General features: G+C 33.5%; 12 protein-coding genes. 4 read left to right on the top strand and 8 right to left on the bottom strand.

What is annotated here, in order from left to right:
• Positions 1–38 precede the first annotated feature (38 nt).
• Positions 39–857 (bottom strand): 3-methyl-2-oxobutanoate hydroxymethyltransferase, encoded by an 819-nt coding sequence (gene panB, locus O6P34_RS12875; RefSeq protein WP_269684916.1) that lies wholly within the window; start codon positions 855–857, stop codon positions 39–41.
• A 241-nt stretch (positions 858–1098) separates the two neighbouring features.
• Between panB and O6P34_RS12870 the strand changes: the two genes are divergently transcribed.
• Positions 1099–1269, top strand: a complete 171-nt coding sequence (locus O6P34_RS12870) for a hypothetical protein (protein WP_199711408.1) — start codon at positions 1099–1101, stop codon at positions 1267–1269.
• A 51-nt stretch (positions 1270–1320) separates the two neighbouring features.
• Here O6P34_RS12870 and O6P34_RS12865 read toward each other — a convergent pair whose 3' ends face one another.
• Both O6P34_RS12865 and O6P34_RS12860 read right to left on the bottom strand, forming a co-directional pair.
• Positions 1321–3783 (bottom strand): TonB-dependent receptor, encoded by a 2463-nt coding sequence (locus O6P34_RS12865; RefSeq protein WP_269684915.1) that lies wholly within the window; start codon positions 3781–3783, stop codon positions 1321–1323.
• Positions 3784–3866: 83 nt separating this feature from the next.
• Positions 3867–4208, bottom strand: coding sequence for an arsenate reductase family protein (locus O6P34_RS12860; RefSeq protein ID WP_269684914.1), 342 nt, complete (start codon positions 4206–4208; stop codon positions 3867–3869).
• A 105-nt stretch (positions 4209–4313) separates the two neighbouring features.
• On the opposite strand from O6P34_RS12860, the gene O6P34_RS12855 reads away from it, so the two are divergent.
• The gene (locus O6P34_RS12855) at positions 4314–5264 is read left to right on the top strand and encodes a CPBP family intramembrane glutamic endopeptidase (RefSeq protein WP_269684913.1); all 951 of its coding nucleotides are present in this window, start codon (positions 4314–4316) and stop codon (positions 5262–5264) included.
• Positions 5257–6303, top strand: coding sequence for an AMP-binding protein (locus O6P34_RS12850; RefSeq protein WP_269684912.1), 1047 nt, complete (start codon positions 5257–5259; stop codon positions 6301–6303). The genes O6P34_RS12855 and O6P34_RS12850 overlap by 8 nt, the downstream gene beginning before the upstream one ends.
• A 90-nt stretch (positions 6304–6393) precedes the next feature.
• Here O6P34_RS12850 and O6P34_RS12845 read toward each other — a convergent pair whose 3' ends face one another.
• The 3 genes from O6P34_RS12845 to lpxD all read right to left on the bottom strand — a co-directional run bounded on the left by O6P34_RS12845 (position 6394) and on the right by lpxD (position 9975).
• Complete coding sequence (locus O6P34_RS12845; protein WP_269684911.1) at positions 6394–7026, bottom strand: hypothetical protein; 633 nt, start codon at positions 7024–7026, stop codon at positions 6394–6396.
• 151 nt (positions 7027–7177) lie between these two features.
• Complete coding sequence (locus O6P34_RS12840) at positions 7178–8806, bottom strand: acyl-CoA carboxylase subunit beta (RefSeq protein ID WP_269684910.1); 1629 nt, start codon at positions 8804–8806, stop codon at positions 7178–7180.
• Positions 8807–8976: 170 nt separating this feature from the next.
• The gene (lpxD, locus tag O6P34_RS12835; protein WP_269684909.1) at positions 8977–9975 is read right to left on the bottom strand and encodes a UDP-3-O-(3-hydroxymyristoyl)glucosamine N-acyltransferase; all 999 of its coding nucleotides are present in this window, start codon (positions 9973–9975) and stop codon (positions 8977–8979) included.
• A 214-nt stretch (positions 9976–10189) separates the two neighbouring features.
• Here lpxD and O6P34_RS12830 point away from each other — a divergent pair, with 214 nt between their 5' ends.
• Entirely contained in the window at positions 10190–11071 is an 882-nt protein-coding gene (locus tag O6P34_RS12830) for a phospholipase A (protein WP_269684908.1), read from the top strand.
• A 213-nt stretch (positions 11072–11284) separates the two neighbouring features.
• On the opposite strand, the gene glgP is transcribed toward O6P34_RS12830, so the two are convergent.
• Entirely contained in the window at positions 11285–12949 is a 1665-nt protein-coding gene (gene glgP, locus O6P34_RS12825; RefSeq protein WP_269684907.1) for an alpha-glucan family phosphorylase, read from the bottom strand.
• A 197-nt stretch (positions 12950–13146) separates the two neighbouring features.
• A protein-coding gene (gene prfB, locus O6P34_RS12820) for a peptide chain release factor 2 (protein WP_269684906.1) occupies positions 13147–14245 on the bottom strand; the annotation gives its coding sequence in 2 pieces (ribosomal slippage) (positions 13147–14181 and positions 14183–14245; 1098 coding nt in all).
• Between the last annotated feature and the right edge of the window lie 45 nt (positions 14246–14290).

Here is a 14290-nt window from a genome sequence, read left to right as displayed (position 1 = left end):
AAATGGATATTATGAAAGTGCCAATGCATTACAAAATACTAATACTGTTCATTTGCATTTGGGAAATCACTTGATTTTACATCAGTAACATATTGGCTTATGGCTTTAGTCATTCCTTCATATAAATTCATGTAGCGTCTTAAAAAACGAGGGCTAAATTCATTGTTCATTCCAAGCATGTCATGAATTACTAAAACTTGTCCGTCAACGCCGCCACCAGCGCCAATTCCTATTACAGGAATCGAAATGCTTTTGGCTACTTTTTCGGCTAAATGAGCAGGGATTTTTTCGAGAACTAAACTAAAGCAACCTAGTTTTTCGAGCATTTTGGCATCTTCCATCAGTTTTTCTGCTTCCTCTTCTTCTTTGGCTCGAACGGTGTAAGTTCCAAATTTATAGATAGATTGTGGGGTTAAACCCAAATGGCCCATTACTGGAATTCCTGCGTTTAATATTTTTTTGATTGAATCTTTAATTTCTTTACCACCTTCGAGTTTTACCGCATGTCCACCACTTTCTTTCATGATTCGGATAGCAGAACGCAAGGCTTCTTTAGGATCAGATTGGTAGCTTCCAAAAGGTAAATCAACTACAACTAATGCTCTTTCTATTGCTCTTACCACCGATGAAGCGTGATAAATCATTTGGTCTAAAGTAATTGGCAATGTTGTTTCATGTCCTGCCATTACATTTGAAGCAGAATCACCCACTAATATCACGTCAATTCCAGCGGTATCAACGATTTTTGCCATCGTATAATCATAAGCGGTAAGCATTGAAATTTTTTCGCCATTGGCTTTCATTTCAATTAATGATTTTGTAGTAATTCTTTTGTAATCTTTTTTTGCGGCTGACATAGTTTTTATTTAAGGCCGTAAAGGTAGTAAAATGAATATTTCTTAATCAAAAATGTTCTGTTAATAATTTAGAATTATATCGGGTTACAAAGATTTGGTATAATTATAATCTATTTAAAAAAGAGGTTAAAAATCAAGGAAGTTCCTCTTTTTAAAAAATCACTGTAGTTTTTACAATTTTTATTGCTAAGCAAAAATAATAAACATACATTTGTACTTACATTCAAAAATTCCGGAAGATATGTTTGATTTCTCACAGTATTTAGGCTTTTTGCTATTCTTAACCGTTTTAACGATCGGTTTTTGGTTAATGTTTTTCTTGGTTGGTTTCGTATCCTATTGGGTAGGTGGAGCAACTTGGGAAGCATACAAAGAAAAGAAAGCTAAGAAAAAGCAAGAACAATCACTTTAATTTGATTGTTGTTTAAATAAAAAAAGACTCGTTTTCACGAGTCTTTTTTTTTTATCCTTGAAATTCCATTTCACCACCTTCATTCATACTTTTCTTAGGTTGTTTTTCCCTTTCGTTTTTCTGTTTGTTAAAACGATACGTAAAGGATAAAGTAAACTGTCTTTCTCTCCATTGCATTTCAGAATGAGAATTCAGAACGCCAGGAAGATAGGTTTCCATAATTCGTTTTCTAGAGTTGAATACATCACTTACATTAAACGAAACGGTTCCTTTTTCTTTTAGGACATCTTTACTAAAAGCTAAATTAGCACTGAAATTCCCTAAAACTTCACCTTGAGCATTCTTTTGTGGAGCATTATAAGTAGCATTAGTTTGCCATTCTATTTTATAAGGCAAGGTTACTTTTGATGTTACACGGGTAAACCAAGAAGTAGCTGTATTATCAAAATTTTGAGTAACTTCATTATCATTAAAATTAATATAAGTAAAGTCACCTTGTGTTTCGTTTCTGAAGAAGTTGAAGTTTCCGTTTACTTTCCACCATTTGTATGGCGAATAATTTAAGGTAAATTCAAAACCGGTTCGATATTCTGTAGCGACGTTGATAGGCGAAGTAATTATGATTGGTGTTCCGTTAACAAATTCACCGGATTCTCTTCTTGCCATCTGGAAAACATCCGTTGTTTTATTCACGTATAAGGAAGTATTAAAAGTCAATTTATCCCATCTTTTGATATATCCAAAATCAATTGCATCTGTGAAAGCAGGATCTAAATCAGGATTTCCAATAAAAATATTGATATTACTAGATAGATTACTGAACGGATTTAACATTCGTCCTCTTGGTCTTTGAATTCTTCTGCTGTAGCTTAATGAAGCGCTGCTTTTATCTGAAAGTTCATAAGTAAAGAAGGCACTTGGAAAAAAATTATTGTATTTTTTGGTGTTAAAATCATTCGTTGACAATTGATTTACTTCAATATTAGAATCTTCCCAACGCAATCCCAAAAGAACAGAGATTTTATTTACTTTTAATCCGTATTGTGTGTATAATGCGTTTACATTTTCTTTATATTCTAAAGTATTGGTAAAATTATAATTGATTACACCGTCATTTGCTACTTGATAATCCGTTAGCAATTTGTTGAAATCTCCACGGTAACCTACTTCAAATTGACTTCCTTTTGCCAAAGGCAAAACATAATCCATTTGAATTAAATTTCTGTTTTGAGTTTGATGGTTAAGGGTTTTGTCTAATTTTATGATGTCAGAATTGTTAGCTGAATCAGTAACTAAAGCATTAGTATTATCATCATTTGATGAAAAAGATCCATCTACAGTAAGTTTATGCCCTTCTTTTTTGAAATTTTTTGTGAAGTTGGTTGTAAATTCTACATTTTCACTTTTATTGTCTTCTACATTAATACGATTTCGGGTGTAATCATACACATAATCAGCATCATAATATTTTTGGAAGATATTATCAGTGTCATCACCATTATTTTTTCTGTAATTGATGGTATTGGTCCACGAAGTTGATTTATCTAAATACAATTCGATACCAAAATTCCCATTATATCCTTTACCATAACGCTCATTAATTCGAGGTTCAATAACAAAGTTTTTGGTTGTGTTATCGGCGTTTAGATATTCCGTTTCGTTAATCATATTTCCAGGGCTGTTTCTGTAATTATAGCCTTGATTAGTAAATAAATTAAATTTTTCGGATTTAAAGTTTACCGTTCCACTTATTCCATAATTATCAGGATATCCGGTTGAAGCAATAAAAGTTCCATTTAAACCTAAGTTTTTTCCTTTTTTCAAAACAATATTTAATAAACCTCCGCCACCTTCAGCATCATATCGTGCAGATGGGTTTGTTATAACTTCTACTTTTTCAATTGCATCTGCAGGAATCAAACGCAGAGCTTCGGCAATGTTAATCGCGTTTGAAGGTTTTCCGTCAATTAAAACTTTAACATTTTCATTACCACGAAGACTTACATTTCCTTCAACATCAACAGAAACAGAAGGAATGTTGTCTAAAACATCACTGACAGTTCCGCCTTTTACCATTAAATCACTACCTACATTATACACTTTTTTGTCTAATTTTATTTCGACAGTTGTTTTTTCGGCACGAACAACTACTTCATTCAATTGCGAAGCGTCTTCATCTAAAAAAATTAGTCCTAGACTACTGTTGGCTTGTATGTTTTTTTGTTTGATTTCGATTGCTTTAAAAGAAATAAACTCAATTGTAATGTTATAAACTCCCGGCAATACCGCTATGTCAAATTCTCCTTTAGCATTTGTAATTCCACCTGAAAGTGCTTTTGGATTCGTTGGGTCTTTGAATGTTATTGTTGCATATTCCAGCGGTTGCTTGCTTATTTTTTCAATCACTTTACCGCTTACTTTTACTTTGCTTTTGGCTTGAGGTGCTTCTTGCGCAAAATTGATAAGGCTTGTGAAAAAGAGCACAAGAATTAAGACAAATTGTATTTTTCTCATTAGTTTATTTTTTGGTTATATTTTTTAGACCACAAAAATAGGCTTAGGTTTAATAGTATGAATCACAAATAAATGTTAATGCTTTAAATAAATGCAGACACATCATCTAATACACGACCAATTATCGCTTTTTCTCCTTTTATAACTATGGGTCTTTCAATGAGAATAGGGTTTGATGCTAATATTTGTATAATTTCTTCATCAGATAGTTGTTTGTTTTTAAAATTTTCTATCCAAATTTTTTCTTTTACACGAACCAATGCAATGGGTTGAACATTTAGTTTTTTGATAAGCGAAACTAATTCCTCATATAAAGGTGTTTTTTCAAGGTATTTGATAATTTCAAATTCTTTTTTTGATTCTTCCAAAAAAGACAAGCAATTTCTTGATTTTCCGCAACGTGGATTATGGTATATTTGTATCATGTTTTTTTTGCGAAGTAAAGAAAATTCAAAATAGAAAGCGTATTTTAGAGGTAACAAAATATTTTTTTCAGAACTAATTAATGAATTCAAATTAAATAGAATACTATGTTTATAGAACAAGGAATACGCCCTGAGAATAAGTTTTGGAAATACATCGTGGGTTCTTTATTAATTATTATGGCTTCTTTTGTGGGCCAAATACCAATGTTGTTAGGGATTGTTTATGAAACTCTTGTAAATAAAAAACGCTATCCAAGTTCAAATGAAGAAGTAATGCGTTTTTTTGAACCGAATATGACTTTATTTTTATTGCTGATTTCCTTTGTTTTTGCTTTAATTGGAATCTATTTTGTTGTTCGTTATCTGCACAATCAAACGATGCTTTCCGTTACAACATCAAGACCCAAAATAGATTGGAGCAGAGTGTTTTTCTCCTTTTTTTTATGGGCCGTTTTTACCATCATAACCACATTGTTTTTTTATTGGTCTAATCCGGAAAATTTCACAATCAATTTCAAACCAGTTCCATTTGCTATTTTGGTGGTTATCGGAGTTGTGTTAGTTCCTTTTCAAACCAGCACCGAAGAATATGTTTTTAGAGGATATTTGATGCAAGGATTTGCGAATTTGTCTGGAAATAAATGGTTTCCATTGCTGATGACTTCAGTGATTTTTGGTATGATGCATATTTCAAATCCCGAAGTGGCAAAAATGGGAAATATCATCATGATATATTATATAGGTACAGGATTATTTCTTGGAATCATCACTTTGATGGATGAAGGAATGGAATTAGCGTTGGGTTTTCATGCCGCCAACAACTTAGTTAGCGCATTATTAGTCACTTCGGATTGGTCTGCTTTTCAAACGCATTCTATTTTTAGAGATGTTTCAATTCCTTCCGCTTCTTTGGATGTTTTATTGCCAGTTTTTATTATTTTCCCTATCTTGCTCAAAATTTTTTCGAGTAAATACAATTGGAATAATTGGAAGGAAAAACTTACAGGTAAAATACTATTAGTTGATAATAATATAATAAAAAACGAAAATGAATAACCCAACTTACCACAACGTTCACAACAAATTTAAATTAAATGGCTTTCATTTAACTAAAGAAGATTTGATTCGAATTGCTTATTCTTTTATTAAAGAAGGCGATTACTACGAAAAACCATTAGGTGATTTTATATTAGACTGGTTTGATGATAAAACATATTTAGAAATAAACACTTCAGGAACAACCGGTTCTCCAAAAATTATTAAAGTAGACAAACAAGCCATGGTTAATTCAGCATTAGCTACCGGTGATTTCTTTGGTTTAGTTCCGGGAAATAAAGTTTTACATTGTTTGCCTACAAATTATGTTGCAGGTAAAATGATGTTTGTTCGATCTTTTATTTTAGGATTAGATATGGAGTTTGTTGCTCCAAGTTCAAATCCTCTAGAGTTTATTGACGAAACATTTGATTTTTGTGGAATGGTTCCTTTGCAGGCAAAAAATTCTATCAATCAATTGCACAACATCAAAAAACTAATTATAGGTGGTGTGAAAATTCATAAATCATTAGAACAAGAATTGGTAAAATTACCAATCGAAATCTATGAAACGTATGGTATGACTGAAACAATTACACATATTGCCGCAAAACGAATAGGAGCAGATGCTTTTACAACTTTGCCAAATGTAACGGTTTCTGTTAACGAAAATCAATGTTTAGTTATTGATGCAAAAAAGATCAGCAGCGAAAAAATCGTTACAAATGATATTGTAAATTTAATTTCAGATACTCAATTTGTTTGGGTCGGTCGTTATGATAATGTGATTAATAGTGGTGGAATTAAATTGATTCCTGAAAAAATCGAAGAAAAATTATCTACATTAATTCCAAGACGTTATTTCGTTCACGGAGAAGCTGATGCTACACTTGGAGAAAAATTAGTGCTTTTTATAGAAGGGGAACCTATAGAAATTGCAGACTCCGTTTTTGATGTTTTGGATCGATATGAAAAACCAAAAGATATTGTGTTTATTCCTAAATTTAAACAAACTGCTACAGGAAAAATTATCAGAAATGAAAGTATACCGGTAGCTTAAATTAAAAAAATAACCCATTTTAAATAAAAAGAGAGCTGATTATTGAATCAGCTCTCTTTTTTTATAAATTTTTCACAATCAAAAGCTAAGTTAATTTTTTAAGCGATAATTGAACTTTAGACCAAGCGAGTTTTCCGCATGCCAATTGGCAACAAAATTGGTAAAACTCAAAGAAATACCTAATTTCTTTTTTTGATTTTTAATGGTAAAATACCTTCCAATATACAAACCAGAGCACGAACCAAATTGTTCGCTACTATCATATTCGGAGATGAAACCCAAACCGATTTTTGGGTCTTCATCCGAAATTGCATATCCAATTCCGGTTTCCGCTCCCAAAAACCAATGCGAATTCCAATTAAATTGAAAGTTAGGTTTAATAGTGATTAAGCTAAAATTACTGTGTAAAGCCCTTTCTTCCAATGTGCTTTCTGGAGTTAAATTTCGGCTGTTTTTCTTTATGAATCGATAATCAAATTCAAACCGAACTCCAAATTCTGTTTTTGATGATATAGGTTTTGCTGCTCTCAGGTTTATTCCAATGGCAAGTCTGTGAGAACGGTACATTTGAATATGTACAGGTAAGGACATATTGATTCCGCCTTCAACATAAACGAGTTCTTTTTTGCGCAGCAAACGTTCTGTTTGATCTTGATTCTGTGCAGCAACAAACAAATTTCCTAAAAATACAGTACATAAAAAAAGGAGTAAAATCTTTTTCATTTTTCTAATTTTAAAGGATTAGAATAAAAAGGTTAAGATTTTTCAAAGGGGCTGAATATCTGTTGAAAAAGAGTGTGGCATTCTTATTTTTCAAAAGGATAATTCAATATAAATGTACTTATTATTTTTATAAATAACTGTAAATGAATCGTTAAACTTGAATTACGCCTAAATTAAATTTCTTTTCAATTGGTGCGTGGTTGGCAGCTTCAATTCCCATTGATATCCATGTTCGAGTGTCTAAAGGATCAATAATCGCATCAGTCCATAAACGGGAAGCAGCATAATAAGGGGAAACTTGTTCGTCGTAACGGGCTTTTATTTTTGCAAATAATTCAGCTTCTTTCTTTTCGTCTACCATTTCTCCTTTTGCTTTAAGCGAAGAAGCCTCAATTTGAGCTAATACTTTTGCGGCTTGTGTTCCTCCCATAACAGCTAATTCTGCACTTGGCCAGGCAAAAATAAGTCTTGGGTCATAGGCTTTGCCACACATGGCATAATTTCCGGCACCATAAGAATTTCCTACGATTACGGTAAATTTTGGTACTACTGAATTGGATACTGCATTGACCATTTTGGCGCCATCTTTAATAATACCTCCGTGCTCCGATTTTGATCCTACCATAAAACCGGTCACATCTTGAATAAAAACTAAAGGTATTTTTTTCTGATTGCAATTTGCAATAAATCGAGTGGCTTTGTCGGCTGAATCGGAGTAGATTACGCCTCCAAATTGCATTTCTCCATTCTTAGTTTTTACCACTTTTCTTTGATTGGCTACGATTCCAACAGCCCAACCGTCAATTCGAGCATAACCGGTGATAATAGTTTGGCCATAACCATCTTTGTACGCTTCAAACTCAGAATTGTCAACTAAACGCTTGATGATTTCCATCATATCGTATGGTTCGTTTCTTGCTTTTGGCAAAATACCATAGATATCTTTTTCGTCTAAAGCTGGCTTTTCAGGATGTATTCGGCTAAAACCGGCTTTGTCATAATCACCAATTTTGTCAACAATATTTCTTATTTTGTCTAAAGCATCTTTATCGTCTTTAGCTTTGTAATCTGTAACTCCTGAAATTTCACAATGTGTCGTTGCTCCGCCCAAAGTTTCGTTATCGATGCTTTCACCAATGGCTGCTTTGACTAAATAACTTCCTGCTAAGAATATGCTTCCTGTTTTATCTACTATCAACGCCTCATCACTCATGATAGGTAGATAAGCACCTCCTGCAACACAACTTCCCATAACAGCAGCAATTTGAGTAATTCCCATGCTGCTCATTAATGCGTTATTTCTAAAAATACGTCCAAAGTGTTCTTTGTCCGGAAAAATTTCATCTTGTAAAGGCAAATAAACGCCTGCACTATCTACTAAATAAATAATTGGCAGTCGGTTTTCCATAGCAATTTCCTGTGCCCGAAGGTTTTTCTTTGCCGTAATCGGAAACCAGGCACCAGCTTTTACGGTTGCATCATTGGCCACCACGATACATTGTTTTCCTTTGATGAATCCTATTTTTACAACAACACCACCAGAAGGGCAGCCTCCGTGTTCAGCGTACATTCCTTCACCAACAAATCCTCCGATTTCTATACTTTTGGCTTTGTCGTCTAACAAATAATTGATACGTTCTCTGGCTGTCATTTTGCCTTCGGAATGTAGTTTTTGAATGCGTTTTTCGCCACCTCCTAATTTGACTTTAGTAAATTTTTGGCGCAATTGAGAAAGTAAAAGTTTATTGTGGTCTTCGTTTTTGTTGAAGTTTAAGTCCATATCGGAATAGTGTTTTTACAAATATAAGGTTTGCTAATTTACAAAAACCATAGAAATAATTTTTATGAATTAGGATTGATTAAAAAGAGAATTAAATCGGATTTAAACTAAACCAAAAAAACAGAAGCGAACCTCTGTTTTTTGTATACATTTTATAAAGATAGAAATCCTTATTTCTTAGTGTCATTTACTAATCGTTTTAAAATTGCCCATTGTTTCAAGGCATCTCTGGCGTCAACTGCGGGATAACCTAAAACCACTTTTCCTGCAGGAACATCACAAGTAACACCTGAACCAGCACCAACTGTTGCTCCGTCACCAATAGTTGCGTGATCTTTTATAGATGCGCTTCCGCCAATGATTACTCCATTACCCAAAGTTACGGAACCGGCTAATCCGCTGTGTCCTGCCATAATACAAAAGCGTCCTAACTTACTATTATGTCCAATTTGAACTAAATTATCAATTTTACAGCCATCACCCAGAACAGTTGAACTAAATTTTCCTCTGTCTACACAAGAATTGGCACCAATTTCAACGCCATTTCCAAGGATTACGTTTCCTATTTGTGGAATTTTGACCAAACCTCTTTCCGGACATGGACGAAATCCGAAACCATCAGCTCCAACGGTTGAATTGGGATGTAAAATACAATCATTTCCAATATGGCAACGTTCTCTAACGACAGCTCCAGACCAAATTACTGTATTTTTTCCAATGGTACATTCGTCAAGAATGGTGACATTAGGATATAAAGTTGTGTTTTCTCCAATAACTACATTTGGTCCAACATAAGTTCCTGCTCCAATTCGGGTTCCGTTTCCTATAACTGCAGATTTATCGACTACAGCTGTCGGATGAATGTTAACTTCAAATAATGGAGTTGGTGGAGCAAAAAGTTCCAATACTTGAGACATCGCCAAATCGGCATTTTTTACTTTTATAAAAGCCCTGTTTTCTCCGGGTTCAATTGAAATATCTTCGTTTACAATCGCAGCACATGCTTTTGATGCTTCCCAAAATTTTTCATATTTTTTATTTCCGATAAATGAAATTTCAGTAGTCTTTGCTACTTCCAATTGTTCCGGTGCAGTAATATTATGGCTGGTATTACCGACAATAACACCTTTTAAAATTTCATTTATTTCTTGAATAGAGTAGGATTTCATCAGTTAAAAATTAGTTACGGTAATAGAATAGATACCAAATAAAATGAATTACAGTTAAATTTCCTAATGATGTTCTTTTTTTACAGGATTTAAAAGTGTGATTTATATAAGGAATACTATTAAATATATAACAGATTAACAGTGTGTTAAGGTATTTTTACAAGTCAATTTAAGGATGTAAATAATGAGACTATTGTTGCTGAAATTTTGTTTGATGTTGTTTTTTTCTACTTATTTTGTGTCAAATGCACAGGTTAGGTCTTTGTTTAATGCCAAGACGCAAGCGCGTACCTTGACCGAAAGATGGGAACTGGACACTACAGCTACAAGAGGCACTTTTTTGGTAACGCCATACAAGCCTATTTTTATTTTACCGGTACATTGGTCCAGCAGTCCTAATGAAGCTCCTTTTTCAGGGAATGCCGATCCTGATTTTGTAGCACCAGAAGGAACAAATTACAATAATATAGAAGCAAAATTCCAATTGAGTTTTAAAACAAAAATTTTGCAAAGTATATTTTGGGGACATGGAGATTTATGGGTGGCTTATACTCAAAAATCACATTGGCAATTGTATAATAAAAGTTTGTCACGCCCTTTTAGAGAAATTAATTATGAGCCGGAAATTATTTTAAACCTTCCTGTTCGTTTTAATTTATTAGGTTTTAATGCTCGAATGGTGGGTGTTGCTTTCAATCATGAATCAAATGGGAAAGGAAATCCTTTTTCAAGAGGCTGGAATCGTATTATTTTTCATGCCGGATTCGAACGGGAGAATTGGAGTGTGATGTTACGACCTTGGCTTCGTTTGCGAGCTGAAAAAGATGAAAATCCTGATATTTCAGAATATTTAGGACGTGGGGATTTAAATGTTGTATATACTAAAAACGAGAATGTTTTTTCTTTACAAGGAAGCCATAATTTAAATTTTGGTTCAAAAACTAGAGGTAATGTAACCATTTCATGGTCGTATCCAATTCAAGGCAATCTGAAAGGTTATTTTAGGGTTTCACAAGGGTATGGCGAAACTCTTATTGATTATAATCATGAACAAACAACTGTTGGAATTGGAGTTTCATTAATTGAATGGCTTTAAGTTTTTAATGCAATTCGTTATATTTGTCCGAGTCTATTTCGCAACTTTAAAATAAAAATATAGGTTTTGACAATAGAACTTTGAATTCTCCAAAATAACCTCTAAAAAATTCCTGTCAATAAAAAATACTTGTTTCAAGGCTTTTTTAAAACAATAAAAAACTCGTTTAAGAAATCCTAAACGAGCTTTTTATTTCAAATCAGCTTTTTGTGGCTATTTATATAATTTTTTATAATATTCATCTACCATTCTATCAGAATCGAAATAAGGGACAATTTGTTTCATACTGGTTTCAACTAAATCCCACCATTTTTCAGGTTTTTTATAATATAGCGGAAGTATATCGTTTTCAAGCATTTGATATAGATTATTTAAATCCATCTGATCCTGCTGATAGGTTGGTAATAAGTGGTCAACAATGGGAAGAACAAATGAATTTTGAGTTTTATTCAGGTCTTTAAATTCACGTACCCAACCGTCATTTGTAGAAAAATTGATAGCGCCGTTCATTGCAGCTGTCATTCCCGAAGTACCTGATGCTTCACGGGTAACTCTAGGATTATTCAACCAAACATCGGCTCCTTTTTTTAATTGACGGGATAATTTTAATTCATGTCCTACAAGAACTGCCATATTCTTGATATTGGTACTCATGTAAGTCAAATTATCAAAAATATGTATCGCATTATAATCCATCGGATATGGTTTTCCTGCAAATATAATTTGAACGGGTTGCTCCGTGTTGGCCAGAAGATTTTTGAAGCGTTCTAAATCCCGTGTAATAAGATCGGGTCTCTTGTATTCTGCAAATCTTCGTGCCCATACGATAGTTAATACTTCAGGGTCGAATATTTTTCCGGTTTGATCGGCTACAACTTCAAAAAGTTTTGTTTTTAATCTTTTCTTTCTGCTGATTAAAGCGGCTCTGTCTTTTGCTTTAAAAGCTTCATCCAACCAAGGATCTACCCAGTATTTTTTATTTTGTGCATTGGTAATGTGTGTGATGGGACAAATTCCGGGAAAATCTTTCCACATCTCTCTGGAAACTTCTCCGTGTAGTTTTGAAACGCCATTGGCATTATGGCTCAATCGCAATCCTACTAAAGTATGGTTGAATGTATTATCGTAAATTCCGGTTATTTCTCGAACTTTGTCTAACGGAATACCGTCAAAAAAGCTTAATTTATCTAATAGATTGATGTCGTGTTTTTCGTTTCCAGCTTCTTCGGGTGTGTGCGTGGTAAAAACCATTTTCTCTTTGATTTTTTCGACACTTTTGTATTTGTTGTACAAGTGAAAAACACAGGAAACTGCATGTGCTTCGTTCAAATGATAAATATCCGGTTCATAGTCTAATGCATCTAATAATTTGGCACCGCCTAATCCTAAAACCATGGTTTGTGCAATTTTGGCACTTGGATCAGAATCATATAATTTAAAAGTTGTTGATCGTGCCAAATAATCATTTTCCGGTACGTCTGTCGAAAGAAAAAACATGGGAACGGTTCCAAAAGTTTTTGGATTTAAATAATAGGCTTTGACCCAAACATCACAATTATTGATTTTTATGGTAAATCGGATATTGGTATCTTCCAGAAAACTGTAGTTTTTATCTATAAAAAGAGAACCCATCGAAAGATCTTCTTTTCGGTATTGATCATAATATCCTTTTTTCCATAAAATTCCAATTCCTATTAGATTTTGTTTCAAATCATAGGCGCTTCTCATGTGAGAACCGGCTAAAAATCCTAAACCACCAGAATATATTTTTAAGGATTGGTCAATGGCAAATTCCATTGAGAAATAAACGGCTGATTTCTCGTATTTTTCATTAAAGTCGTAAGGATGTCTGTATTTTTCAGGTAGTATCTTGCTCATTTTTAAATCAGATTAAAATTAGATATTCTCAAATTTATGAAATTTTATTGAAAAAAATGTATAATAATCAAGGTAATTAATGGATTTGGTTGTTGATTTATCAATAATTTATACGATATCGATTTAGTGTCTTTGGAAATAAAAAAATAAAACCTATAAAGTTAATTATAGGTTTTATTTTTGAATATTTAATGTATTTATTCTTCTTCTCGTTGTCCCATCATCATAAGATAGGCTTTAAGGAATTCGTCAATTTCACCGTTCATTACACCATCAACATTACTGGTTTCATAACCGGTACGAACATCTTTGACTAACTTATAAGGTTGCATTACATAGTTCCTGATTTGGGATCCCCATTCTATTTTCATTTTACCCGCTTCGATATCAGCGCGTTGTGCCTGTTTCTTTTTTAACTCAATTTCGTACAATTGAGAGCGCAACATTTGCATGGCGCGTTGTCTGTTGTCTTGTTGAGAACGTGTTTCAGAACATTGTATTTGGATTCCGGTTGGTTTATGAAACAATTGTACTTTTGTTTCAACTTTATTTACGTTTTGCCCACCTGCACCACTAGATCTCGAAGTTGTAATTTCGATATCGGCAGGATTAATCTCAATTTCGATACTGTCATCTACAAGCGGATATACGTATACTGAGGCAAATGAAGTGTGTCGTTTGGCATTGCTGTCAAATGGAGAAATCCGAACTAATCGGTGTACGCCATTTTCTCCTTTTAAATAACCAAAGGAATAATCCCCTTCAAATTCTAAAGTTACCGTTTTTATACCGGCAGCTTCTCCTTTTTGGAAATTTAGTTCCTTAATTTTATATCCGTATTTTTCGCCCCACATCATGTACATACGCATGAGCATTTCAGCCCAATCGCAACTTTCAGTTCCGCCTGCTCCAGATGTGATTTGGACAACAGCACTCAGTGTATCACCCTCGTCAGAAAGCATATTTTTGAATTCGATGGCTTCAATATGGGCTTGGGTGAGCGAGTATTGTTCGTCTAATTCTTCTACGGTAAGTTCCCCTTCTTTATAAAAATCATAGGCAAGTTCCAATTCATCAGTCATTTCAACTGCTTTATTGTAATCCTCTATCCATTTTTTTTTGTTTCGAAGGTTTCGTACAATGATTTCGGCATCTTTTGCGTTATTCCAAAAGTCTGGAGCAAAAGTTTTCTCTTCTTCGTTGGCAATTTCAATTAGTTTGGCATCAACGTCAAAGATACCTCCTCAACGCACCAAGGCGCTCTACAATACCTTTTATTTGTTCGGTAGTTGTCATAAATTATAGTAATTTTGTAGGGCAAAAATAAGAAAATTTTGTGAA

This window comes from Flavobacterium lacustre (assembly GCF_027474525.2).
GTDB lineage: Bacteria > Bacteroidota > Bacteroidia > Flavobacteriales > Flavobacteriaceae > Flavobacterium > Flavobacterium lacustre.
This window is presented reverse-complemented; position numbering and strand designations above follow the sequence as displayed.

Excerpts from the sequence above, each read along its gene's own strand:
- panB (WP_269684916.1), bottom strand. The coding sequence starts at position 857 with ATGTCAGCCGCAAAAAAAGATTACAAAAGAATTACTACAAAATCATTA.
- O6P34_RS12865 (WP_269684915.1), bottom strand. The coding sequence starts at position 3,783 with ATGAGAAAAATACAATTTGTCTTAATTCTTGTGCTCTTTTTCACAAGC.
- glgP (WP_269684907.1), bottom strand. The coding sequence starts at position 12,949 with ATGAGCAAGATACTACCTGAAAAATACAGACATCCTTACGACTTTAAT.
- O6P34_RS12860 (WP_269684914.1), bottom strand. The coding sequence starts at position 4,208 with ATGATACAAATATACCATAATCCACGTTGCGGAAAATCAAGAAATTGC.
- lpxD (WP_269684909.1), bottom strand. The coding sequence starts at position 9,975 with ATGAAATCCTACTCTATTCAAGAAATAAATGAAATTTTAAAAGGTGTT.
- O6P34_RS12855 (WP_269684913.1), top strand. The coding sequence starts at position 4,314 with ATGTTTATAGAACAAGGAATACGCCCTGAGAATAAGTTTTGGAAATAC.
- O6P34_RS12870 (WP_199711408.1), top strand. The coding sequence starts at position 1,099 with ATGTTTGATTTCTCACAGTATTTAGGCTTTTTGCTATTCTTAACCGTT.
- O6P34_RS12845 (WP_269684911.1), bottom strand. The coding sequence starts at position 7,026 with ATGAAAAAGATTTTACTCCTTTTTTTATGTACTGTATTTTTAGGAAAT.
- O6P34_RS12840 (WP_269684910.1), bottom strand. The coding sequence starts at position 8,806 with ATGGACTTAAACTTCAACAAAAACGAAGACCACAATAAACTTTTACTT.
- O6P34_RS12830 (WP_269684908.1), top strand. The coding sequence starts at position 10,190 with ATGTTGTTTTTTTCTACTTATTTTGTGTCAAATGCACAGGTTAGGTCT.
- O6P34_RS12850 (WP_269684912.1), top strand. The coding sequence starts at position 5,257 with ATGAATAACCCAACTTACCACAACGTTCACAACAAATTTAAATTAAAT.